The sequence below is a fragment of the Labrys okinawensis genome, assembly GCF_047345005.1.
Taxonomy (GTDB): domain Bacteria; phylum Pseudomonadota; class Alphaproteobacteria; order Rhizobiales; family Labraceae; genus Labrys; species Labrys okinawensis.
Genome location: NZ_CP178864.1, coordinates 2,565,007 through 2,588,623, shown reverse-complemented (window position 1 = coordinate 2,588,623; position 23,617 = coordinate 2,565,007). Strand labels below are relative to the sequence as shown.

The following is a 23,617-nucleotide window of genomic DNA, read 5'->3' as shown; positions in this document are numbered from 1 at the left end:
GGGCAAGGACGGTTGCGGATGGGGCGGGACACGGGCATTGGGAGTCTGCCCGTGTCCCTGGCTGGCGAGGCCCGATTATTTGGCGTTCGCCAGCAGGTCGTTGATGCGGGATTGGGCGTCGGCCAGGGCGCTGTCGACGTCCTTGTCACCGCGCATGGCCGAGGCGATCTCTTCGCCCTCGATGTCCTGGATGGCAAACTGGCGCTTCACGGCGGCCGGTAGCGCGGTGCCCGTCTGCGTCAGCGGCATGAGCGCGGTGCGATGCGGCAGGGCCTTGAAGTCGGCGCTGTCTGCCACCGATTTGCGGATCGGCAGGTGGCCGGTGCGGGCCCACTGGAAGTCGTTGTCCCAGAGGAATTTCAGGAATTCATAGGCCGATTTGCGCTGGGGGTCAGTGAGATCGGCCTTGAGGATCACCCAGCTATGGCCATCGGCCCACACGCGCGGGCTGCCGGGATAAAGCTGCGGGAACGGCACCACCGTGTAGCCGTTGGAGAGCGGCACGCCGCTCTTCTTCGATTCCTGGTCATAGGTATCGACGAGCCAGGTGCCACAGATGAAGACACCGCCATCGCCATTGCTGAACCCCGCCACCGAAGCGGCGTAGTCCTGGCCCTTGGTGGTGTAGTCCTTGTCGAAGATGGCCTTGAGCAACGTCGCGGCGTTCTTGGCCTCGGGCGTGGCAAAATTGACCTTGGTCGGGTCGGCGAAGAAGTCGAAGTTCTGCTGGTAGAGCAGCGTATCGAAGGTGCGGGTATAGGCCGCCTGCTCATTGGCGAGGGTGGAGACGAAATAAGGCTTGCCCGTCTTCTCCTTGAATTGCTGAGCCTGCGACAGCAATTCGTCCGCGCTCTTGGGCAGGATCGGATTGCCGGAGGCATCCACCAGTCCCGCCTGCTTGAACAGGTTGAGGTTGATGTGCCAGAGCCAGGTGTGGGTATCGAAAGGCAGCGCGTAGATCTTGCCGTCCTTGGTCACGCCAGCCTTGGCCGCATCGGTAAAGTCGGCGGCATCGACACCAGCCGCCTTCAGTCCGTCATCGAGGGGTTCGAGCAGGCCGCGCGAGGAATAATCGCTGATCACCGCCTCATGCATCACCGAGATGGTCGGCGGCTCCCCGGAGCGGATGCGTGCCGTCAGCTGGTCGTAGCCGGGCCACTCCACAATATCGACCTTGACATGCGTGTCCTTGCTCTCGGCGTTGAATTTGTTGATCAGGGCGGTGACGATGCCGCATTCGCCATTGGCTTTGCTGACATCGGTCAGCGTGCCGTAGTCGGCCTCGCAGGCACCGAAGAAACGGGAAACCGAAATCTCCGTCTTGTCCTGGGCCAGGGAGAACTGGGTCGACATCAGCAACGCAGCCCCGGCGTAGAACAGTCTCCTCATTGTGGTCATGCATTTCCTCCGTTTCGGCCGATCTTGTTCACATTCGGGCGCCCGGCCAGGACGCGGGACTTCAAGGACGCGCCGCAGATCAGCGAATGGCTGCTCCGGCCACGGCGCGGACGATGTATTTCTGGAAGAACAGGTAGACGATGAAGACGGGCAGCCCGGCGAACACGGCCTGGGCCATCAGGTAGCCGAGCCCTTCCGACTGGGCGAAATTGGTCTGCGTCGAGGCAATGCCGACCGTGAGCGTGAACATCTCCGGCTTGGTCGCCGAGATCAGCGGCCAGAGATAGTCGTTCCAGGCGGTGAGGAAAGTGAAGATGCCGAGCGTCGCCTGCGCGGGAATAGTCAGCGGCAGCACCACTTTCCAGAAAATCTTGAAGCGCGAGGCATTGTCCAGCATCGCCGCCTCGTCGATATCGCGTGGGATCGCCTTGAAATATTGCGTCATCAGGAAGACGCCGAAGGCGTTGGACAGGCCCGGCAGGATCAGCGCCGGATAGCCATTGTGCATCTTCCAGTCTGTGAACATCTGATGGCGGGCGATGATCAGCGCCTGCTCCGGCACGGCCATGCCCAGCAACACGACGATGAACAGGATATCGCGACCGGGAAATTCGGTGCGGGCGAAGCCGTAGCCGGCAAGCGAGGAGAGCACCAGCGTGCCCGCCGTCATGCCGAGGGCCACAACCATGCTGTTGAACAGCCAGCGGAATACGCCGGAGGAAGCCAGGATGTCGGTATAGTTCTTCAATGTGTAGGGCGGGTGGAGGGCCGTGTTGGTCGAGAGCATCAGCTCCGCATTGGGCTTGAAGGAGAGGATGAGGACCCAGGCGACCGGCACCAGCCAAATGACCGCCAAAAGGATTACGGCGGCCAGGATGAGCTTGTTGCCGGCGCCACGGCCGACGATCTGTTGCGACGCCGCCATGTTCAGCCCTCCGACCGGCGGCGGCCGGCGATGTATTGCACGATCGCGGCCACGGCCATGAGCAGGAACAGGATTTCCGAGGCGGCCGCGGCGTAGCCGACATTCCAGCGCTGGAAGCCCTCCTCGTAGATGAACAGCACGATGGGACGGGACACATTGTTGGGACCGCCCTTGGTGAGCAACTGGGCCTGGCCGAAGAGCTGGAACTGCGCGACGATCTCGTAGATCGTCACCACCAGCATGGTGCGCCGGATCGAGGGTAGCGTGATAGCCCAGAAGGAGCGCCAGCGGCTGGCATTGTCGAGGGCGGCTGCTTCGTAGAGCTCGCCCGGTATCTGCTGGAGGGCGGCAAGGAAGAACATCATCGGCAGGCCGATGATCCACCACACCGTGCAGATCGCCACGGAGATCAGGGCGAGGTCGGCGCTGGTGGTGAACTCGACGGGCGCGACGCCGAAAATGGAGAGCACCCCGGCGATCAGGCCGCGATCCGGCAGGTACATCATCTTCCAGATGATGGTGACGATGGTCACCGAGAGCACCGACGTGCCGAAAAAGATCGCCCGCAAGACCGCGCCGGTGCGGCCCTCCCGGTTCAGCGCCAGGGCAAGGGCAAGGCCGATGGCGACGAAGGCCGGCACCGTCATCACCACGAAGGCGAAGGTGTTGAACACGGTTCGCAGGAAGACCTTGTCGACGAGCAGACGCTTGTAGTTCGCCAGTCCATCGAAAGACGCGGTCTGATCGAACATGTCGTAGGTCTGGAAGCTGATCCAGATGCCGCGGAACAGCGGATAGACCAGCAGCACTGCATAGATGACCAGGAAAGGCAGGATGAACAGGCCATTGCGCCAGTTCGAGCCGATGGAGGCACCGGCATGGCGGCTGGCGGCGGGTGTGGCGACGAGGGGCGGGGCGGCGGTTTCGGTCGACATCGCCCTCTCCTCACGCCGCGTGGAAGGCGCGGCCAGTCTCATCGAAGAGATGAGCGGCTTCCGGATCCACCCTGAAGCGGGCCTCGGCGCCGGTAGCGGCGTCGGACAGCCCCTTGTCCTCGGCGACGATGCTTGAGCCGTCCTTGAGGCGGACATAGAGATGGGTGCGGTCGCCGAGTCGCTCCACCACCTCGATCTGACCGGTAAGACTGCCTTCGGGATCGGCCCTGATGGCTTCGGCCCGCAGGCCCAGACGCAGCTTCGCGCCCTGCGGCGGGGCGTTGACGGGCACGCGGGTGACGATGTCGCTGCCCTCCCCCAGCCTCGCCGCGGCGAAGCCGCCGCGATCGGAGATCGTCACCGGCAGGAAGTTCATCGCCGGCGAACCGACGAAGCGCGCCACGAATTCGGAGGCCGGGCGCGAATAGACTTCCATGGGCGAGCCGACCTGCTCCACCTTGCGGGCGTTCATCACCACGATGCGCTCGGCCAGGGTCATGGCCTCGACCTGGTCATGGGTGACGAAGATGGTGGTGGCCCTGAACTGCTGGTGCAGGCGAGCGAGTTCGATGCGGGTGCGCACGCGCAGCGCCGCATCGAGATTGGAGAGCGGCTCGTCGAAAAGATAGGCCTTGGGGCTCTTCACCAAGGCCCGGCCGATGGCAACGCGCTGGCGCTGGCCGCCGGACAGTTGTCCCGGCTTGCGCTCGAGCAGGCCCTCGATTTCCAGGATACGCGCCGCTTCCCTGACGCGGCGATCGACCTCGGCGGCCGGCAGCGCGATGTTGCGCAGGCCAAAAGCCATGTTGTCGTAGATGTTCATATGCGGGTAGAGGGCATAGTGCTGGAACACCATGGCAACGCCGCGCGCCCCTGGCGGCAGCTGGTCCACGCGCTCCCCTCCGATCGAGATCCTGCCGCCGTCCACGCGTTCCAGGCCGGCGATCATGCGCAGCAGCGTGGACTTGCCGCAGCCGGACGGCCCCAGAAACGCGACGAATTCACCCGACTGAACCTTCAGCGAGAGGTCGGAAATGACGTTGACCGCGCCGTACCTCTTGGACACCTGATCGATATCGATGGCACTCAAGGGCATATCCTCCAAACCATCTTTTCTTATTATCATCTGATGATAAGATAGATGCAACGCGAGCGGCCTGTCAATCGGTGCTCCGACAAATCGGCCACAGGCTTTGGGGGACTTTTGCGCTCTTTGCCCAATCTCGGTAGCAATTGTATGAGTCGGCAGTCCTCCCTGCGCAGCAGCGGACGGCGTTTCCGGAAGGCTGCGCTCATACCCAGGCAGAGCCATGGGTTGGTTTGGAGATGAGTATGTTCGAGCGGGATACCGCAATCAGCACGATGAGCGCGCAGGTGGCGCGCATCATCGGCACCCGCATCACCTCAGGGGAATTCCGGCCCGGTGACACGCTGCCGATCGAGAACGACCTGTGCCAGGCCTATGGCGTCAGCCGATCGACCATTCGCGAGGCCGTGAAGAACCTGGCGGCCAAGGGCCTCGTCGAAGTCTCGCCCAAGATCGGCACACGCGTGCTGCCCTTCGCCGACTGGAACCTGCTCGACCAGGACGTGCTGTCCTGGCGCCTCAACGCCCAGTTCGACGAGCGCATCATCGACGACCTCTACGAGATGCGCAATTGCTTCGAGCCCCGCGCCTGTTTCCTGGCGGCTCGTGACGGTTCGGTCGAGGATCTGGAACGCATCCAGATGCGTCTTGCCGATCTCGTCTCCATGCTGAAGCAGCCTGCCCTGGCGGCCGGGGCGGAGACGGAGTTTCACCTCGCCATCATGACGGCCACGCATAACGGCCTGTTCGTCACCATCGGACGGGCGGTCAAGACGGCGCTGAAGGTTTCCTTCACGCTTACCCAGCGCAGCGCCAACGGGCAGGCGCTGGACCTGGAGCCCTACAAGGCCGTGGTCTCGGCCATCGTCGAGCGGCGCGGCGAAGAAGCCTCGAGGCAGATGAGCCATTTGCTGGAGGTCTCGCGGCTTCGCATACTCGAGGCGCTGAACGGCACTTCCCAGATTATTGAGCGGAGCGCCGGCGAATAAAGCCGGTGCCCAGTTGCGGTCGTCAGTTGTCGTCCGCGTTCTCGATGGCGCGGGCGACCACGGCGCGCACTTCCTCGCGGCTCATGAAGATGTCGTGGTTGATGATGCCCGAGCCGAAATCGGACGCGTCCACCACCTTCACGCCGGTCTGCCGCAGGGCCTCACTGTCGCCCGACCCGACGCGGGGTACGCCGCCGGCGAGCTTGGTGGAGATTTCCAGCGCACGGTCGTTGGAGGAGACGATCACCGTCATCTTCGAGGTGAGCGGCGACAGGCGCTTCATCTGGCGCTTGAAGAGATCGGTGTCGACGTCGGGATTGGCGAGCACGACCGCGCCGAAGTGATCGCCCATGTTGCTGCCCATGCGATCGGCCATCGAGCGGAGCGCCTCCATCGCGACCATGCCGCCCATGGAGTGGGCGATCAGGTTGATGCGACCGACCTTCGGATCATTGACGAGTGCGGTGAGCGTATCCTCCAAGGCGTCGCGCGACCACATCGCGCTGTCCTTGTCGGTGACATAATCGAGCAGGGCGGCGCGGGAGGGCCAGGAGAACAGCACCGGCACGCCGGGGAACTTGATGCCGGACACCAGCTGGGCATAGCTCGTCGCCGCACTGTCGAAGCTTTCGTTGTAGCCGTGGACATAGAGCAGCACGTCCCGCCCCTCGGCCTGGGTGGCCAGCGCCGTGGCGGGCTGGTCGCCTGAGAGCGGGCTGACACCGGCAACGGTCCAGCCGGGCGAGGAGATCGGGTTGACGCTCGCCAGCATGCTCTTGGACGGAGGGTACATCACCATGCGCGCCGCAGTGGGATCGGAGGCGCGGTCGGTGCCGAACCAGGGCTCCTCGTTGCCGGTGCGGTTGCGGGTGGTCATCACCAGCATGGTCATGCCGCCGCGCCAGATGCCGAGCGGCGCCCTGCTGGCGGACTGGTCGTTGCTGGCGGTGGTGGTGAGGACCGGCTTGAGGGAGGCGGTCGCATCGCCGGAATCGTCATCGATCCCGACGCAGCCCGCCAGGGTCAAAGCCGAAACCAACAAAGCGAAGAGCGTGGCCGCCCGCATCGAATCCCATCCTTGTGCCGTGCCGCCTTCAATGCAGCCAAAGCGGTGAATAGTCGGTGAAGGGGCGAAAATGAGGCGATATCGCCACGCGGGGCGAGAATCCTCGTCCAAAGCGCCTTTTACAGCCCATGCTGGCAAAAATGTCACGCTATCGCCCGAAGAAACCACGTCACCGATTGTAGCGTTGAGGCAGGACCTGTCGGACTTATTTGAACAGCAACCTATGGATCCTTCTCCATGCGGGGTTGTTCCGAAGGGACTTGTCCACTACCGGACGATGGGAGAGTGTCTGCACCACACAGCACCCCATCGAGAACCGTGATGCAATCCCACGCTGCTATCACCGAAGTCGCATCCAACTACGAATTTCGTGTCGCCACGGTCTTCCGCCGCACCTTTTCGGCCTACAGGAGCGGTTTTGCGCTGTTCCTGTTGCTGGGCGGTGCCTGTGCTTCCATGCGCTGGCTGATCGGCCCGATTTACTCGGCCGTCATGCGGCCATTGCTCGGCTGGGGCCTCAACGGCTACTGGGGATTCTTCCTAGGTTCGCTCGTCTATTCGTTCTTCCTCGGTATTGCCGGCAAGGCCGCGGTCGCCTTCGCCGTGTTCTGGACCGATGATATCCTTACCGGCAACCGCCCGCGAGTCGCCCGGGGCCTGCGCGGCGGCATCTTCAACATACTGGTCGTGTTGGTCGGTGCGATCATCACGACCTTTGCCACCTGCGTCGGCATGGTCCTCCTAGTCATCCCGGGCCTCGTTGCAGCCTGCCTCTTCGTTGCAATTGCGCCTGCAGCTTCCTTCGAGAAGCTCGGTATCGTCGCCTCAATTAAGCGAGGCGCATCGCTCGCCAAACGCAATCTGGGGCGGATATTCGTCCTCAACGTCATCCCCTACGCCATACTTTATGGTTACATCCAGCTTGCATATCGACTGAGACAGCTCTATTCGCCCGGTCTTGGCAATGACTCCGTCTCCTATCTTCTTTACATCCTGCCAGCCAATATCCTCTACGACTCCTTTATCTTCGCCCTCGCTTGCGTGATCTATTTCGAGTTGCGCGCGAGTAGGGAGGGCATGCGTGAGCAGAATCTAGTGGACGTATTCGAATAGACCTCCCCACAAAAGCAGACGCCCCGGGGTAAGCCGGGGCGTTCGACGGATTGGTCAGGCGCTGCCTCTCAGTCGAGACCGCCGAGGCAGACATATTTGGCGTCGACATAGTCGTCGATGCCGTATTTCGAGCCTTCCTTGCCCATGCCCGATTCCTTGACGCCGCCGAAGGGAGCGACTTCGGTGGTGATCAGGCCTTCATTGACGCCGACCATGCCGTATCTCAGCGCTTCTGAGACGCGGAACGCGCGGCCGAGGTCCTTGGTGTAGAAATAGGAGGCGAGACCGAATTCGGTGTCGTTTGCCATCTGGATGGCCTCTTCCTCGGTCTCGAACTTGAACACCGGGGCGAGCGGGCCGAAGGTCTCGTCGCGCGCCACCAGCATCTTCGGCGTGACGCCGGTCACCACGGTCGGCTCGAAGAAGCTGCCGCCGAGCGCATGGCGCTTGCCGCCAGCCACCACCTTGGCACCCTTGGAGACCGCATCGGCGAGGTGCTCCTCGACCTTCGCCACCGCCTTCTCGTCGATCAGCGGGCCCTGCTGCACGCCCGGCTCGAGGCCGTTGCCGACCTTCAGCGCGTTGGACGCCGCGATCAGCTTCTCGACGAACTTGTCATGGATGCCCGATTGCACCAGGAAGCGGTTGGTGCACACGCAGGTCTGGCCGGAATTGCGGTATTTGGCGATCATGGCGCCTTCGATGGCACGGTCGACATCGGCATCGTCGAACACGATGAAGGGTGCATTGCCGCCGAGCTCCATCGAGACCTTTTTCAAGGTCTTGGCCGATTGCTCGACCAGCAGCTTGCCGATCGGCGTCGAGCCGGTGAACGTGATCTTGCGCACCAGCGGATTGGAGGTGAGTTCGCCGCCGATGGCACTGGCCGAACCGGTCAGCACGTTGACGACACCGGCCGGAATGCCGGCCATCTCGGCCAGTGCGCCCCAGGCCAGGCCCGAATAGGGCGTCTGGGCGGCCGGCTTGATCACGATGGTGCAGCCGGCGGCCAGAGCGGGGCCGAGCTTGCGGGCGATCATCGAGGACGGGAAGTTCCAGGGCGTGATGGCTCCGACCACGCCCACCGGCTCCTTGGTGACCAGGATGCGGCGGCCCGGCCAGGGCGAGGGGATGACGTCGCCATAGACGCGCTGCGCCTCTTCGGCGAACCAGCGCACATAGGCCGCCGAGAAGTTCACTTCGCCCTTGGCCTCGGCGAGCGATTTGCCCTGCTCCACGGTGAGCAGCACGCCAAGCGCATCGGCATTGGCCTCGACGACATCGGCGAGCTTGTGCAGGATCTTGGCGCGTTCCTTGGCTGTCTTGGCGCGCCAGGCGGGGAAGGCCGCATTGGCGGCCTCGATGGCGCGGGCGGTTTCGGCCTTGCCACAATCGGGCATCGTGCCGATCAGCTCGCCCGTGGCCGGATTGTGGACAGGCAGGGTCTTGCCGCTGTCGGCGGCAATCCATTGCCCGTTGACATAGGCAGCCTCACGTTTGAATTCGAGTTTCTGAGCGGTCTTGTCCAACATGAGCCTTCCTCCGAAGCGTGATGGCGCTTAGATAGGCTTTCCGAGGGCGCCGATCAATGCGTGTCGGGGGGCGGCTCTTCAGACCCGGCCTCTTTCTTATCTTTGCGGGACACCAAGGAACCGGGTCTGAGGACCCTCCCCCGAAATGTCTCCGCGGTCGTTGAATTACCGAGGTATCGATGTCGAACCCCGTTGTGGCCGAATTGGTGCGTGGCGGCCTGGTCGAAAGCCGGCATGGCGGGGCGGTGGCCGTGTCGGACCCGGAAGGCCGGCTGGTGCTGGCCCTCGGCGATGTGGAGCGGCCCGTCTATCCGCGCTCGGCCGTGAAGGCCTTCCAGGCACTGCCGCTGCTTGAATCCGGGGCTGCCGACAAGCTCGGCTTCACCGATGCCGAGATCGCCCTCGCCGTCTCCTCGCATGGTGGTGAACCCCGGCATGTCGAGACCGCCGTCTCGATGCTCGCCAGGGTGGGGCGCGATGTCGGCTCGCTCGAATGCGGCATCCACCCGCCAAGCTACCGCAAGGCCGCCGAAGCGCTCGTCCGTGCCGGCCAGAAGCCCTCGGCCCTGCACAACAACTGCTCGGGCAAGCACGCCGGCTTCATCTGCCTCGCCTGCGCGGAGGCGCGCGACCCGCAGGGCTATATCCAGGCCAGCCATCCGGTGATGCGCGAGATCATGGGCGCGGTGAACGAGATGAGCGGCGCCACGCTTTCCGGTGACGGAGTCGGCATCGACGGCTGTTCCATCCCGACGCAGGCCGCGCCGCTGGCAGGCGTGGCGCGCGGCTTCGCCCGCTTCGGCAGCGGCGCTCATCTCGGCCCCGAGCGCGCCAGGGCAGCGGCGCGCATCCGCAAGGCTGCCGCGGCAGATCCTTTCCTGGTGGCCGGCAGCAAGCGCTTCGACACCAATATCATGGCGCTCTTCGGCGAGCGCGTCTTCGTAAAGACTGGCGCCGAGGGCGTGTTCTGCGCCAGCTTCCCGGAGCTCGGCTATGGCGTCGCCCTCAAATGCGACGATGGCGGCACTCGCGCCTCGGAGCTGATGATGGCGGGCGTGATCGCCAAACTGCTGCCATTGTCGGAGCACGAGGGTGAAGCGCTCAAGCCCTTCCTCGCTCCTGTGCAGAAGAACTGGAACGGGATGGAGGTTGGACGATTGAGGCTGGCGGGAGCCTTGGCCTAGGCTTGCCTGTGCTTCGTCGGACAAGCGCATCCAACGTTCAAGTCACGACAAGGTTGCTACCACGTTTCCGTGTCGGTGAATCACAGAACAAGGAAAGGTTGAAATGACCGAGCAAAATCAACCAAGGACGACATCCGGCCGCGGCCGCCTTTTCGAAAGCATTCTGGAAACGGTCGGTGATACGCCCGTCATCCGCGTCAACAATCTCGCACCCGCTCACGCTACGATCTATGTGAAAGGCGAGTTCTTCAATCCCGCAGCCTCGGTGAAGGACAGGCTTGCCCTCGCCATCATCGAGCATGGCGAGCGCACAGGCGCCCTCAAGCCGGGCATGACCGTCGTCGAGGCCACCAGCGGCAATACCGGCATCGGGCTTGCCATGGTGTGCGCGCAGAAGGGCTATCCGCTGGTCGTGACCATGGCGGACAGCTTTTCGATCGAACGGCGCAAGCTGATGCGCATGCTCGGCGCCAAGGTGGTGCTGACGCCGCGCGTGCAGAAAGGCTTCGGCATGTACCGCAAGGCGGTCGAGCTCGCCGAGGCCAATGGCTGGTTCCTGGCCCATCAGTTCGAGACCGAGGCCAATGCCGACATCCATGAGACGACGACGGGGCGCGAGATCATCAATGATTTCGCCGGCAAGCGGCTCGACTGGTTCGTCACCGGCTACGGCACGGGCGGCACCGTCACTGGCGTCGGGCGCGTGCTGCGGCGGGAGCGGCCCGAGACGAAGATCGTGCTGTGCGAGCCCGCAAATGCCCAGCTCCTCGGCAGCGGCAAGCCCCAGGAGCGCGAGGCGGATGGCGCACCGGCCGTGGGCCATGCCGCCTTCGAGCCCCATCCGATCCAGGGCTGGACGCCGGACTTCATCCCCAAGGTGCTGCAGGAAGCCATCGACAGGAAATATTATGACGAACTCGTGCCCATCCCGGGCAGCGAGGGCGTCAAATGGGCTCGAGCCCTCGCCCAGAAGGAAGGCATTTTCGTCGGCATCTCCGCCGGCGCGACCTTCGCCGTGGCCCGCGACATCGCCGAAAAGGCGCCCGCCGGGTCGGTCATCCTGTGCATGCTTCCCGACACGGGCGAGCGCTACATGACGACGCCGATGTTCGAGGGCATTGAAGCGGAGATGGATGCCGAGGAAGTGGCGCTGTCGCGCTCCACGCCGGGCTATCAGTTCCCGGCGGCGTGAGTTCTTCCCGGGTGCGCGGACGTCTCGTCCGCCTCTCCTTTGTTTCAGCGCCATCGTTTCCAAGAGGCGGACGAGACGTCCGCGCACCCGGGAAACTACACCTGCCCGAAGCGATACTGCGTCTCGTGGTGGTACACCTGCCCCGGCCGCAGGATAGACGAAGGGAAATGCGCCTTGTTGACGGCATCCGGGAAGTTCTGCGTTTCCAGGCAGAAGGCGCCGTAGGCGCCATATGTCGCCCCGCCCAGGCCCGGCACCGGGATGTCCAGCTTGGCGGCATCGTAAAGCTGCACGCCGGGCTGCGTCGTCCACGTCTCCAGGCTCACGCCGCTCCTGGGCGACCAGGCACGCGCCGCCCGCGCCAGCACGCCGGAGGAGCGCAGCACGAGATTGCCGTCATATTTGAAGGAGCCGTCGGGCGTGTCGAAGCGCAGGGTGCGGTCCTGGCGGAAATCCCAGGGCGTACCGGCCACCGAGAGGATCTCGCCAGTGGGGATGAGGTCGGCATCGGTGGGCGTGTAGAAATCGGCGTCGATCTCCATGTGGTGGTCGAGCACGTCGGCCGAGCCGTCGAGGTTGAAATAGGAATGCTGGGCGAGGTTGACGGGCGTCGCCTTGTCGGTGGTGGCGGTGAAGATCACCTGCAGCGTCGCAGGCTCCAGCATGCGGTAGCTGCAGGTCGTGACCACGCGGCCGGGAAAGCCCATGTCGCCATCCTCGGAGACCAGCACGAGAGTGGCCGAGCGCTCGTCCGACTGCACCAGCGACCAGGCACGCTTGCCGAAGCCGGTGGCGCCGCCATGCAGGGTGTGTGGGCCGCCATGGCTCTTGGACAGGTCATAGGTCTGCCCGTCCAGCGTGAACGTGCCGAAGCCGATGCGATTGGCGACACGGCCCGGAACGGCGCCGAAATGCGGCGAATGCTCCGGATAATCCTCGAATTTCTCGAAACCGAGCACCACCCGCTGCGGCCCCGCCTTGGACGGCACGAGGAGATCGCGCACCACGGCGCCATAGGAAATGACCTTCGCCTCCGCTCCCGCATCCGAGCGAAGCGTGACCTCGAGCACATCGGCACCGCCGAAGGTGCCGAACAGAACGGGATTGGACATGGGATTTCCTCAAGCTGTGGAATTGCGGTCGGAGGGGCCTACTGCGGATGAAACGCGCCGCCGTCATTCTGGCTGTAACGCATCACCATGCGATGACGACTCATAGTTATACCGTCCACCAATAGCGAACCAAGTGAAAGAAGATCGGCGCGGCGAAGACCACGGAATCGAGCCGGTCGAGCATGCCGCCATGCCCTTCGATCAGGTGGCCCCAATCCTTGACGCCGCGGTCGCGCTTGATGGCCGACATCACCAGCCCGCCGAAGAAGCCCATCAGCGTGATGACGAGAGCCACCAGGCCGGCCTGCAGGAAGGTAAAGGGCGTGATCCACCACAGGCAGGCCCCCAGCAGCGTGGCGCTGGCGACGCCGCCGACCAGCCCCTCCCAGGTCTTGGAAGGGGACAGCTTCGGCGCCACCCTGTGGCGGCCGAACAGCTTGCCCCAGATGTATTGCAGGACGTCGCTCATCTGCACGACGATGACGAGGAAGGCGATCAGCAAAAGCTTGCGCGTCTCGAAGCCCGGAATGTCGAGCGTCAGCAGCGCCGGCACATGGGAGATGCAGAAGATGGCGATCATCACGCCCCACTGCATCTCGGCGACGCGTGTCATGAACCTGGCGGTGTCGCCCCGCAACGCGATCAGGATCGGCATGAGCAGGAAGACATAGACGGGGATGAAGATCGAATAGAGCCCGTACCACTCGATCCAGATCAGATAATATTGGATCGGCAGCACCACGAAGAACATGGCGAACAAGGTGCGGTGGTCGGCCCGGTGCGTCGGCGTGAGCGTCAGGAATTCGCGCAGCGCCGCGAAGGAGGCGAAGGCAAAGAGCAGGATCACACCGGGTTTGCCGAGCAGGAAGGCCGCGCCCATCAGCGCCACCATCACCCACCAGGCTCGGATACGGGCGTTGAGGTTGTCGATGCCTGGATCGCCCTGCGGCCCGGCGCGGCGGTCGAGCAGCCAGCCGATGGCCGAGGCGATGCACAGGAAGGCAGCGATGCCGCCGACGAGCGCGAGGGCGTGGCTGTCGACGGTCATGCCTCGTCCCCTTCCCGTGGGCGCAAGGCAAGCAGCGCATCGCGGCTACGGTCGAGAAAGGCCTGCCGCTCCTCGCCGGCCGCCAGGCGCAGGGGTGCGCCGAAGGTTACCGTGCACAGGAAGGGCACCGGCAGGAACTCGCCTTTGGGCATGACGCGGTTGAGGTTTTCGATCCATACCGGCACGAGGTCGATCCCTGGCTGGCGCCTCGCGAGCCAGTAAAGGCCTGACTTGAATGGCAGCAGCGGCTGGTCAGTGGTATTGCGGGTGCCCTCCGGGAACAGGATCAGGGAAGAGCCCGATTCCAGGGCACCGCTCATCTGGCCGATCGGATCGACGCTACGGGTGACGGCCTCGCGATCGATCAGCACGGCGTCGAAGACGCTGCGGGCGAAGAAGCGGCGGGCCGCGCTGGCCTCCCAGTAGTCGCGCGCGGCGACGGGGCGGGCGGTGGCGCGCAAGGCTGCGGGGAAGACCGTCAACACCAGGATGAAGTCACCATGGCTGTTGTGGTTGGCGAAATAGATGCGCGCTTCCCGAGCCGGCAGGCAGCCCAGCCAATTGCCGCGCACGCCCGTGACGAGGCGGGCAAGGCCTATGGCTGCGGAAGCTGCGAGCCGCCCCGCGATCGAACGGCTTTCGGCAGGCGGCGATGTGGTCACAGAAGAATGCCGAGCAGCGGCAGCGTCAGGATGCTGACAATCTGCAGGCCCATGGCCATCGCCTGGTAGCGCACCAGCACCATGGCGCCCCTGGCACGATCCGACATCGGCCGCGGCGTGCGGTTGGAATGGATCAGCTTGAGCCGCTTCATCGAGCCGTCGAAGGTCGTGGCACTGAAGGAGCCTGTGGCGAGATGGCTGAAGATCTCGGCGTCAAACCCGGCGCGCAAAGCGAAATAGGTTTCGGCCAAGCCGAACAGCACCGAGAGTGCGGCAAGACCAATGACGGCGAGAGGTGCCGAAGCATAGGTGCCGACGATCACTGCGACAGAGCCAATCAGCGTCAGCCCGCGTGAGATCTGGTCGAGCAGCCGGCCTTGCCTGAGATAGGAGGCGGCGATTGCGGCGATGACTGCCGGATTTTCCTGTGCCTCAGCCATCGGCCTTCCCTGTCTTCCTTGCCGCCGCAATGGCGACGCGCGCATCGAGCCCGAGAACAATGGCAGGCCGGACAACGCGTATGATTCCAATTGCTTCCTCCACCGTCTCCGCCCGCCCGCATTGCAGCAGCCAGGTCGCGACGGCGGCCGCGCTGCGCGAATACCCGAGCGCACAGCACGCCAGCACTGTACCGTTCGCACGCGCAGCTTCAATCGATTTGGCGGCCTCGGCGAGGGTGGCAGGGGAAGGCGCAACCAGATCCAGCAGCGGAAAGGCCTCCACGGCTCCCCTGCCCTGCCGAGCGGGCAATTCGGCGCAGAGATCGACGATTGTCCCGAAGGAGGCCACCTGCCGATCGAACCGGGAGGGGATGCGGCCGAGGAACAGTCCGGGCAGGATTTCGGCCGGCGCTGGCGCAGTGCGCGTCCACCAGCGCGAATTGAGGAAGGCGCCGAGCTGATAGGGCGCGAACAGCAGACGGTCAGCGAACGGCATGCTGCCGTCGGGCCGCTTCTGGAAGCCGCCGGCGCCGCGCCAGAGATAGTTGGCGGCAACCAGCGCCAGGGACGCCGCGGGGTAGCACAGCCACAGGCCCCAACCGCCAAGGGCAATACCGAGAGTTGCGAGAAGCGAGGCGCCGAGCACGTAGAAGCCGGCGAGCTTCAGGCGTTTGACGCGCTGGACCGGCGTCACCCGGGCGCTATCCGGCACATCCGGCCAGAGCCAGAGGCAGAAAAGGCCGAGCAGCACGCCTGTGGGTATGTCGAAGAAATGGTGCTGATAGGTGGTGAGCACGGAGACGCCTATCAGCACGCACCACAGATGCCAGGCCCAGCGCACCCAGGCCGGGATGAAACGGGCATAATGGCTCCAGAGGATGACCAGCAGGGCGATGTGCAGTGACGGTGCCTGGTTGTAAGGCTTGTCGAAACTCATCAGCGCCTGGAACAGGAGGCCCGGCAGGCCGCCGCCGATCTCGGGTTTGGCGAAGCTGAAGCGCAACGGAAAGAGGATGAAGCAGGTGACGGCGATCAGCTGCGCCGTCAGCAGGCGCCGGCCGAGTGTATCGACCTGCGCTTTCGTGGTGCAGAAGAACGGCGAGGCGGCATAGAAGAAGTTGATCGACCAATAGGGAATGATCGTCCAGGGCAGGAAGGGCATGCCCTTCTCCCAATCGAACACGATCGAGGGGATGAAAGCACGCTGGTCGGCGAGATAATTGGCGAGCGGATAGCTTGTGTAGAACAGGATGCCGAGGCCCGCGAGCCAGAGAAACGCGCGCAGCCAGGGCCGGCGGGACGGTACATCCTGCGGAACGGCCAGGGTCATGCCGAACTCCGAATTGGGGTTTGCTGGCGATGAGCCGAGAGCGGTTCGTCATTCCGGCCGTAGCGCAGCGAAGAGCCGGTATCCGGGCCCAGTATCCTCATGACGCGCCTTTGCGGTGGGCCAGCGACACCGTGAAGATGCCCCATTCGTCGATGCGCTGCTCCAGTTTCTCGAAGCCGGCGTTCTCGACCAGTTGATCCATCTCGGCCTGGATGCGCCGGCGCATCACCCAGGCCCGGGCCTCACGGTGGCTCGTCAAGGCGCGGGCAATGAATTCGAGCTGGGGATGCCAGGGTTGGCCGGTATAGATCAGGTAGCCGCCCGGCGGGATCGCCGCGGCCAAGCCGCCCAGCGACCATTTCACCAGGTCGTTGCTGGCGAAAAGTTCGTAGAGACCGGAAACCAGCCCGAGCGTCGGCTTCGGCTCGATGCCTGCAAGACTTGCGGCATCGAAGGCGTCACCCTTCACGAAACGGGCGATATCGGCGAAGCCTTTCTCGGCGATCAGCCTGCCACCGGCCTCGACATTGATGTCGCTGTAGTCGCGCAGAAGGATCGTATCCGGGCGTGCCACACCCTCCGCTTCCAGCGCTTCCAGCACATAACGGCCATGGCCGGCGGCGATATCGAGGACGTTGACGGGCTTGCCCTCCTGCTTCAGACGGGCGATCGCCAACCGCAACAACTCCTCGACATGGAGCTTGCGCTGCCGGATGCCACGCCAGCCGATGGCTTCGAGGTAGTTCCTGTCGGCCAGGCGCCCGAGTGCCGAGCGGCCTGACGGCGTGTTGCGGTAGACATAATCGAGCGTCGAACCGGAATCGAAACCCGTCCGGTGGCCGAGCCTTATACCGTCGGAGACGAGGCCCGTGGCCCTGAGGCCGAGCCTGGTGCCAGCCCAGTACAGCCCCTTCAGCGAGGCCGGCGAGAGGGGCGAGGCCAGCCTGTCCGCTTCGTCGCGCGAAGCGCTCTGGCGGTCGGCATCGAGGAGGTTCTGGCGCTCCAGAGGAGCAGCGAAGCGCTCCGTCAGGAAGCGCCTGATATGGCCGATGGCGACGGCCCGGTCCTTCTCGCCCAGCGTGTCGTGATAGAAGCCCGGCAGGACGTGGCGCTCCTTGGTGGCCGCGCCGAGATTTTCATAAAAGCGGTGCTGCGGCCCGTGATGCACCACCCAGTCCGAGCCGGAGACCAGGAGCTGCGTCGGCACCACGATGGCCCGGGCGTCCGCCACCACGCGCCTGGCCGCCTCGTATAGGCCGAGCAGGATGCGCACCGAGATTGAGCGGGTAATCAGCCGGTCCTCGTCGAAGGATTGCTGGCGTGCCTTGTCATGCGTCAGGAAGGTCGACTTCACATAGGACTGCACGAAGAAATTGCCTTGCACCCTCTGCATCAGCTTCAGGCCAGGCCGGGCAAAGGGCACGTAGAGCTTCACCTTGAAGGCGGGCGAGGCAAGCACCAGCGCTCGGATCTTCGGCGCGTAGTCATGCACCCAGGTGGCAGCGACAACCGCTCCGACGCTCTGCGCCACCACGGCGATATCTGCGGGGGCAATGCCATGGGCGCGGCCGATATGATCGATGAAGCCCTGCACGTCGCGTACCAGAGCGGCAAAGCTCGGCGCATCGCCGCGTTCGCCGGGGGATTCGCCATGGCCGCGGGCATCCCAGGCGAAGAGATCATAGTCGGGCATGCCGAGCTCGTCGGGCAGATGCGCCATGCGGCCGGAATGTTCGTGGCCGCGATGGAAAAATACGATGGCGCCCCTGGGCCGGCCGTTCATCGCCGGCCAATGCCGGTAGAACAGGGACACGCCGTCATGGGTGGGGAAGTGGCTTGTCTCGACGGAACGCATTAATTCTCCCTAAGCAAAACGCGTTTCGACGCGTCTTTGCGATTCTTGACGATACCGTCAGATCACGAGACGCTTTGGTGGCTCCGTGCCTCGCGCAGACCCTTATGCACGCGATTGACGATGGTCAGTGTGAGGAAAAGCACGGCCAGGGGCATCAGCCAGAACAGCCATTCCGGCCGCGGCAGGCCGAGGCCGATCCACAACCCGAGCGCCCCGAACACGAAGGCCCGGTCGCTCTTGCCAAGAGGCCCGTCATAACGGCGGGAGGCGCCGACCATCGGCCCCATCACGCCGGCGAACTCGCTGATCACGGCGAGCACGATCACCGCACCAGTCCAGAACGGGCCGAACAGAGGCAGGGTGGCAAAGGGCAGGATCAGTGCGGCATCGGAGACGACATCGGCGATCTCGTTGAGATAGGCGCCCAGCAGGCTCTTCTGGCCGAACTCGCGGGCGAGCATGCCGTCGATGGCGTTGAGCGCCATGCGGATGAACAGCCAGACCGGCAGCAGCAGGAAGAGGATGCGCAGATCCGACAAGAATGCGACGCCGAGCCCGACGACGAGCGAGCCGCCCGCCGCCGCCAGCGTGACCTGATTGGCGGTGTAGCCGGCATCGGCCATCCGTGTCACCCGCGGACGCAGCAGGGCCTGGAAGCGCGGCTTGAGGGCGTAAAGGCTCATGGATGGCTCCGCGACGCAAAGTTGTCATACTCGGCCAATGCACGGCAATTGCAACCGGGTGGTCGATGCGTCTTATGGGCTTCATCCGAAACGGGTTCAGCGGCAATGGGCACAGTCTAACGGACGCCGGCCTTGGCGTCCCAAACGCGGAATGGCGGTCGGAGACCGCCACTCCAACCCCGCGCTCTTTCTCTACCGGCAGGGACGCGCCAAATACGGAGTGGCAGTCTCCGACTGCCATCTTCCGTTGGCATTAAAAGCAGCGTTTTGAAGAATGGCGATCAGAGATCGCCACTCCCCTCTCACATCGCCAAGCCGGCACCGATGAATGGGACGCCCGCTCGTCTCAGGCGTAAGCCGCCTTGTTCGTCAACCAATCACCAAATCCTCGATCCTGATCGGGAACCGCCGCACCCTCTTGCCGGTAGCGTGCCAGACCGCGTTGGCGATGGCGCCCACCGTGCCGGTGATGCCGATCTCGCCGACTCCCTTCACGCCCAGCGGATTGATGTAGGGATCCTCCTCCGGGATCAGGATCGCGTCGAGCGACGGCACGTCGGCATTGACGGGCACGTGGTACTCGGCGAGGTCGGCGTTCATGATCCGCCCGGTGCGGGGGTCCGTGATCGCCTGCTCGTGCAGGGCGAAGGAGATGCCCCAGATCATGCCGCCGAAATACTGGCTGCGCACCAGGCGCGGATTGATGATGCGGCCGGCCGCGAAGGCGCCGACGAGGCGGGTGGCGCGCACCTGGCCGAGGTCGGGATCGACCTTCACCTCGGCGAAGACGGCTCCGTGAGAGAAGAGCGCATGCGCCGCGCCGGCCGCCGGGTCGCGCATCGCCCTCGCGTGGCCGACCACCATGACCTGCCCGGCACGCTTGAGGATCTCGGCGTAGCTTTCGCTGTGCCCCTCGTCGTCGCGGCGATGCAGCCGGCCATTGCGAGCGACCACGCCGATATTGCCGGCACCGAACAGCGGCGAGCGGGAATCGGCGGTGGCGAGTTCGGCAAGCCTTGCAATGGCGTCCATGCCGGCATTGTTGAGGGCGAGCCCCGCACTGGCCGTGTGGCCGGAACCGCCGGCGATACCCCCATCGGGCAGGCTGGAAACGCCCGAATGGAACTCCACCTGATCGGGATCGAGGCCGAGCGCCTCGGCGGCGATCTGGGCGAGAGCGGTCCAGGCCCCCTGCCCCATGTCGGCCCCCGATGTCTCGACCAGCGCCGTGCCGTCATCCCGCAGGGTCGCGCGAGCCTCCGCCGGAAAGTGCGGGCAATGGAACACGGCCGTGCCCATGCCCCACCCGACCAGGAAGCCGTTCTCGTCCCGCATCTGACGCGGCTGCAGGGGGCGACCCGACCAGCCGAAGCGCTTGGCCCCCTCGGCATAGCATTCGCGCAGCGCCTTGGAGGAGAAGGGCTTGCCGCTGCCCGGCTCGGTCTCGGCATAGTTGGCGAGCCTGAAGTCGAGCGGATCCATGCCGCAGGCCTGGGCGGCCTCGTCCATCGCGACCTCCAGCGCCGCTGATCCGGAAGCCTCCCCCGGTGCGCGCATCGGTCCCGGCGTGCCGATGTCGAGCCTGAGGCCCGAATGCTCGGCAAGGATGACGGGGCTGGCGTAAAGCGGCAGCGAGGCGTTCGCCGCCGGCTCGATGAAATCGTCGAAGCTGGAGGTGGCGCAGAGGGCGTGATGATGCAGCGCCGTAAGATGTCCCTCATCGTCCATGCCGAGGCGCAGGGTCTGCCAGGTGCTGCCACGATGCCCGACAGGTCCGTACATCTGTGCCCGCGTCAGCACGAGCTTGACTGGCCGCTTCAGCATGCGCGCCGCGAGGATGCCGAGGATCTGCGGCCCGTTGAGGATCGCCTTTGAGCCGAAGCCGCCGCCGAGGAAGGGCGAGCGGATCAGGATGTTCTGCGCTGGTATGCCGAAATAGGCCCCATAGGAGATGCAGCTCAGGGTCATGGCCTGGTTGGGCATGTCGAGCGTCAGGTGGTCGCCATCCCACTGCGCCACCACGGCGTGGGGCTCCATGGCGTTGTGGTATTGCGGCGGCGTGAAATATTCGGCTTCCGTCACGATGCTGGCAGCTGCAAAGCCTGTTTCGAGGTCGCCATGGGCGGTTCGCGCCGGCGAGCCGACGCCGACAGCCGTGAGATCGTAGCGCATCCCGCTCTCCAGCGTGGTGCGGGCGCTTTCGACCTCGTAACGGGGATTGAGCAGCAGCGCGCCCTCGGTCGCCGCCTCCAGCGTCTCGGCGATCACCAGCGCGATAGGCTGATTGGCATAACGCACCGTGTCGTCCTGCAACACCTCCACCCGAAAGCCGAAGGGCGCCATCTTCACGTCCGGATCATGCGCCAGCGGCGGCCGATTGGCCGGGGTTATGACCTCGACAACGCCGGGATGGGCCTTCGCGGCATCGACGTCCAGCGCAGTGACCCGCCCGCGGGCTATGGCACTGACGGCCGTCACGGCATAGAGCATGCCTTCGGGATGGTTGTCGGCCGCAAAGGTGGCACGGCCGGTGACCTTGAGCGGGCCGTCGCGACGTGTCAGGGGCTGGCCCGCATTGGAGCCGTGACGGCGATACGGGGCCTGTGAACTGGCGCTCTCATGCAGCATGGGTCACTCCCGGAGTGGTGGTGAAGGGCGAAGCCGGCAGCGCAGGCATGGCCGCCGGTGTCCCCTCGAGGGCAAGGGTGAGTGCACGCGCGAGGATGCGGCGTGCCAGTTCGATCTTGAAGGCATTGTCGCCGGACGGCCGCGCCTCGGCGAGAGCCAGCTCGGACGCCTTCGCGAAGGCCGTAGCCGAAGGCAGGGCGCCTTCCAGCGAGGCCTCCGCCTCTTTTGCGCGCCAGGGCTTGGGCGCGACGCCGCCGAGCGCAAGACGCGCCTCGCGGATCACGCCGCCCTCCATGTCGAGCGCAGCAGCCGCCGAAACCACGGCGAAGGCATAGGAGGTGCGTTCGCGCAGCTTCAGGTAGCGCGCATGGCGTGCGAAGGTGGCGGCTTGGGTGGGAAGTCGCACTGCCACGATCAACTCGCCAGGCTGCAGCGCGATCTCTTGGTGTGGCGTGGCACCAGGCACGAGATGCAGATCGTCGAGGGCGATCTCGCGGGCGCCGTGCGGCCCCGCGACTTCAACTACCGCATCCAATGCCACCAGCGGCACGCAGAAATCGGAGGGGTGGGTGGCGATGCAGTTCTCGCTCCAGCCGAGCACGGCGTGGAGCCGGTTCTCGCCGTCGCGCGCATCGCACCCCGACCCCGGAGCGCGCCGGTTGCAAGCGCTGGCGCGGTCGTGGAAATAGGCGCAGCGCGTGCGCTGCAGGAGATTGCCGCCCACGGTCGCCGCATTGCGAAGCTGGGCGGACGCGCCCGACAGCAGCGCTTCGGCGACGGCCGGGAAGGTCCGCGCGAAGCGTGGATCATAGGCAAGATCGGCATTGCGGACGAGCGAGCCGACGCGCACGCCGCCATCGGCAAGCCATTCGATGCGGTCGAGATCGGGGAGGCGCGAGATATCGACGACCCGTTCGGGCCGTGCAATGCCCACCTTCATCAAGTCGAGCAGATTGGTGCCGCCGGCCAGATAGGCCGAGCCGGGCTCGGCGCCAGCCGCCACGGCTTCCGCAATGCTGGAGGGCCTGAAATAGTCGAAGCGGTTCATGCCGCGTTCCTCCGGTTGCGTTCTGCGAGGATCTTCTGCGCGTCCTGCACGGCCTCGGTGATGCCCTGATAGGCCCCGCAGCGGCAGATATTGCCGCTCATCAATTCGCGAATGCGCTCGGGATCGTCGCCCGCCTGAGCTTCCGAGATGAGGCCCACGGCGCTCATGATCTGGCCGGGAGTGCAATAGCCGCACTGAAAGGCGTCATGGGCGATAAAGGCAGCCTGGACCGGATGGAGTTCACCGCCCTCGGCCAGCCCCTCGATGGTGGTGATCTCAGCACCGTCCAGGCTCACGGCGAGCGCGAGGCAGGAATTGATGCGCCGCCCGTCGACCAGCACCGTGCAGGCGCCGCATTGGCCTCGATCGCACCCCTTCTTGCTGCCGGGAAGATCCAGACGCTCGCGCAACAGGTCGAGCAGCATCACGCGTGGATCGTCGAGATCGACCCTGCGCAGACGACCATTGATGGTGAGGCTGATGGAGAGAGACATGAGGGATACTCCATTCAGTATTTATGATGTATGAATTGGTGCCGCGGCGCGGCAGCAAGGGCCCTGGCGGGGCAGGCCGAGCCGATGGGATCGGTCGGATCCTGTCGGAGTGGCATTCGCGAACGCGTTTTTCCCGCCACACGCCCACATATACGGAGGCGCCCTCCGTTTATCAAGAGACAATCGACACCACTCGGAAAGAATAGGCCGACGGTGCACGATTTCTCTGAGCAGAAGGCAGTGTCATTGCCGGACTTGTCCCGGCAATCCAGGGATGCGAACGCTTCCAGAGGTCGCGCCCGGATGCCCGGAACAAGCCCGGGCATGACAAAACCCGCGCCCTTTTCGGCTGCTTCGCGAACTCTATGGCAGAGTCCCCAAACCCCGGCCTGCATCTATGCGGTCGAGGCTGCCGCCTATGCCTGAGCCTGATGTTTCCCCAGCCGCTCCAGCTCCAGCGAAAAACAGAACCACGAGAATAGCACCGCGAACAAGAGCAGGAGCTTCAACGCGCTGGAGAGCGTCAGATTCGAGGGGGCGAGTGCCGGCATGTGCCGGAAGAAGATCAGCGAAGCCAGGGTGCCGGCAAACAGGAAGCTCAGCCGGCCAACGAACACGATCAAGTGGGAGATCGGTTGGCTTTTCGTGGCGAAGGGCACAGCCAGATTGTTGATCCGCCACCAGTAGCAGGCCTGGAAAATAACCACGCAGAAGCAGGCCAGGGCTTCTCCCTTGCCCGAAACTTCCTGCACCTTGCCGAAGTCATCCACGAGGCGCCAGAAGAACGGCATGAGTTCGAAGACGAGGATCGTCGCGCAGACCGTCTGAACGGCGAGCAGCCCCAGATAGAGCGCCTGCCGTTTGCGCAAGCTGGTGGGGGCCGGCCCGGTGCTCAT

Annotated in this window: 21 protein-coding genes; 4 read left to right on the top strand and 17 right to left on the bottom strand. The window is 64.7% G+C overall.

What is annotated here, in order from left to right; genetic code table 11:
- Positions 1-75: 75 nt before the first annotated feature.
- From ACMDCR_RS12160 to ACMDCR_RS12145, 4 genes are all read right to left on the bottom strand, one after another.
- Entirely contained in the window at positions 76-1,398 is a 1,323-nt protein-coding gene (locus ACMDCR_RS12160) for an extracellular solute-binding protein (protein WP_413992774.1), read from the bottom strand.
- Positions 1,399-1,477: 79 nt separating this feature from the next.
- Complete coding sequence (locus ACMDCR_RS12155; RefSeq protein ID WP_413992773.1) at positions 1,478-2,323, bottom strand: carbohydrate ABC transporter permease; 846 nt, start codon at positions 2,321-2,323, stop codon at positions 1,478-1,480.
- Positions 2,324-2,325: 2 nt separating this feature from the next.
- Positions 2,326-3,258: a carbohydrate ABC transporter permease gene (locus ACMDCR_RS12150; protein ID WP_413992772.1), complete on the bottom strand. Its 933-nt coding sequence runs from the start codon at positions 3,256-3,258 to the stop codon at positions 2,326-2,328.
- A gap of 10 nt (positions 3,259-3,268) precedes the next feature.
- Complete coding sequence (locus ACMDCR_RS12145; protein ID WP_413992771.1) at positions 3,269-4,348, bottom strand: ABC transporter ATP-binding protein; 1,080 nt, start codon at positions 4,346-4,348, stop codon at positions 3,269-3,271.
- Positions 4,349-4,590: 242 nt separating this feature from the next.
- Here ACMDCR_RS12145 and ACMDCR_RS12140 point away from each other — a divergent pair, with 242 nt between their 5' ends.
- Positions 4,591-5,334, top strand: coding sequence for a FadR/GntR family transcriptional regulator (locus tag ACMDCR_RS12140; protein WP_413992770.1), 744 nt, complete (start codon positions 4,591-4,593; stop codon positions 5,332-5,334).
- 22 nt (positions 5,335-5,356) lie between these two features.
- On the opposite strand, the gene ACMDCR_RS12135 is transcribed toward ACMDCR_RS12140, so the two are convergent.
- The gene (locus ACMDCR_RS12135) at positions 5,357-6,400 is read right to left on the bottom strand and encodes an alpha/beta hydrolase (RefSeq protein WP_413992769.1); all 1,044 of its coding nucleotides are present in this window, start codon (positions 6,398-6,400) and stop codon (positions 5,357-5,359) included.
- A gap of 321 nt (positions 6,401-6,721) precedes the next feature.
- Between ACMDCR_RS12135 and ACMDCR_RS12130 the strand changes: the two genes are divergently transcribed.
- A complete protein-coding gene (locus ACMDCR_RS12130; RefSeq protein ID WP_413992768.1) occupies positions 6,722-7,513 on the top strand; it encodes a hypothetical protein in 792 nt (263 codons plus the stop codon).
- 68 nt (positions 7,514-7,581) lie between these two features.
- Here ACMDCR_RS12130 and ACMDCR_RS12125 read toward each other — a convergent pair whose 3' ends face one another.
- The gene (locus tag ACMDCR_RS12125) at positions 7,582-9,045 is read right to left on the bottom strand and encodes an NAD-dependent succinate-semialdehyde dehydrogenase (protein ID WP_413992767.1); all 1,464 of its coding nucleotides are present in this window, start codon (positions 9,043-9,045) and stop codon (positions 7,582-7,584) included.
- A gap of 179 nt (positions 9,046-9,224) precedes the next feature.
- Here ACMDCR_RS12125 and ACMDCR_RS12120 point away from each other — a divergent pair, with 179 nt between their 5' ends.
- Both ACMDCR_RS12120 and ACMDCR_RS12115 read left to right on the top strand, forming a co-directional pair.
- Positions 9,225-10,229 carry an asparaginase gene (locus tag ACMDCR_RS12120; RefSeq protein WP_413992766.1) on the top strand — a complete coding sequence of 335 codons (1,005 nt, stop codon included), beginning with the start codon at positions 9,225-9,227 and terminating at the stop codon, positions 10,227-10,229.
- A 103-nt stretch (positions 10,230-10,332) separates the two neighbouring features.
- On the top strand, positions 10,333-11,421 hold the full coding sequence (locus ACMDCR_RS12115) for a PLP-dependent cysteine synthase family protein (RefSeq protein ID WP_413992765.1): 1,089 nt from the start codon (positions 10,333-10,335) through the stop codon (positions 11,419-11,421).
- A gap of 95 nt (positions 11,422-11,516) precedes the next feature.
- On the opposite strand, the gene ACMDCR_RS12110 is transcribed toward ACMDCR_RS12115, so the two are convergent.
- From ACMDCR_RS12110 to ACMDCR_RS12060, 11 genes are all read right to left on the bottom strand, one after another.
- A complete protein-coding gene (locus tag ACMDCR_RS12110; protein ID WP_413992764.1) occupies positions 11,517-12,533 on the bottom strand; it encodes an aldose epimerase family protein in 1,017 nt (338 codons plus the stop codon).
- A 106-nt stretch (positions 12,534-12,639) separates the two neighbouring features.
- The gene (locus ACMDCR_RS12105) at positions 12,640-13,581 is read right to left on the bottom strand and encodes a phosphatidate cytidylyltransferase (RefSeq protein ID WP_413992763.1); all 942 of its coding nucleotides are present in this window, start codon (positions 13,579-13,581) and stop codon (positions 12,640-12,642) included.
- A complete protein-coding gene (locus tag ACMDCR_RS12100; protein WP_413992762.1) occupies positions 13,578-14,243 on the bottom strand; it encodes a lysophospholipid acyltransferase family protein in 666 nt (221 codons plus the stop codon). Before ACMDCR_RS12100 ends, ACMDCR_RS12105 begins: the two co-directional genes overlap by 4 nt.
- Positions 14,240-14,683 (bottom strand): hypothetical protein, encoded by a 444-nt coding sequence (locus tag ACMDCR_RS12095; protein WP_413992761.1) that lies wholly within the window; start codon positions 14,681-14,683, stop codon positions 14,240-14,242. Before ACMDCR_RS12095 ends, ACMDCR_RS12100 begins: the two co-directional genes overlap by 4 nt.
- Positions 14,676-16,013: a phosphatase PAP2/dual specificity phosphatase family protein gene (locus tag ACMDCR_RS12090; RefSeq protein WP_413992760.1), complete on the bottom strand. Its 1,338-nt coding sequence runs from the start codon at positions 16,011-16,013 to the stop codon at positions 14,676-14,678. Before ACMDCR_RS12090 ends, ACMDCR_RS12095 begins: the two co-directional genes overlap by 8 nt.
- Before the next feature lie 97 nt (positions 16,014-16,110).
- Positions 16,111-17,868 (bottom strand): bifunctional alpha/beta hydrolase/class I SAM-dependent methyltransferase, encoded by a 1,758-nt coding sequence (locus ACMDCR_RS12085; RefSeq protein ID WP_413992759.1) that lies wholly within the window; start codon positions 17,866-17,868, stop codon positions 16,111-16,113.
- A 62-nt stretch (positions 17,869-17,930) separates the two neighbouring features.
- Entirely contained in the window at positions 17,931-18,551 is a 621-nt protein-coding gene (locus ACMDCR_RS12080; RefSeq protein ID WP_413992758.1) for a CDP-alcohol phosphatidyltransferase family protein, read from the bottom strand.
- A gap of 369 nt (positions 18,552-18,920) precedes the next feature.
- The gene (locus tag ACMDCR_RS12075; protein ID WP_413992757.1) at positions 18,921-21,179 is read right to left on the bottom strand and encodes a xanthine dehydrogenase family protein molybdopterin-binding subunit; all 2,259 of its coding nucleotides are present in this window, start codon (positions 21,177-21,179) and stop codon (positions 18,921-18,923) included.
- Positions 21,169-22,227 carry an FAD binding domain-containing protein gene (locus tag ACMDCR_RS12070; protein WP_413992756.1) on the bottom strand — a complete coding sequence of 353 codons (1,059 nt, stop codon included), beginning with the start codon at positions 22,225-22,227 and terminating at the stop codon, positions 21,169-21,171. Before ACMDCR_RS12070 ends, ACMDCR_RS12075 begins: the two co-directional genes overlap by 11 nt.
- On the bottom strand, positions 22,224-22,721 hold the full coding sequence (locus ACMDCR_RS12065; protein ID WP_413992755.1) for a (2Fe-2S)-binding protein: 498 nt from the start codon (positions 22,719-22,721) through the stop codon (positions 22,224-22,226). The genes ACMDCR_RS12070 and ACMDCR_RS12065 overlap by 4 nt, the downstream gene beginning before the upstream one ends.
- 416 nt (positions 22,722-23,137) lie before the next feature.
- Positions 23,138-23,617, bottom strand: coding sequence for a hypothetical protein (locus ACMDCR_RS12060; protein ID WP_413992754.1), 480 nt, complete (start codon positions 23,615-23,617; stop codon positions 23,138-23,140).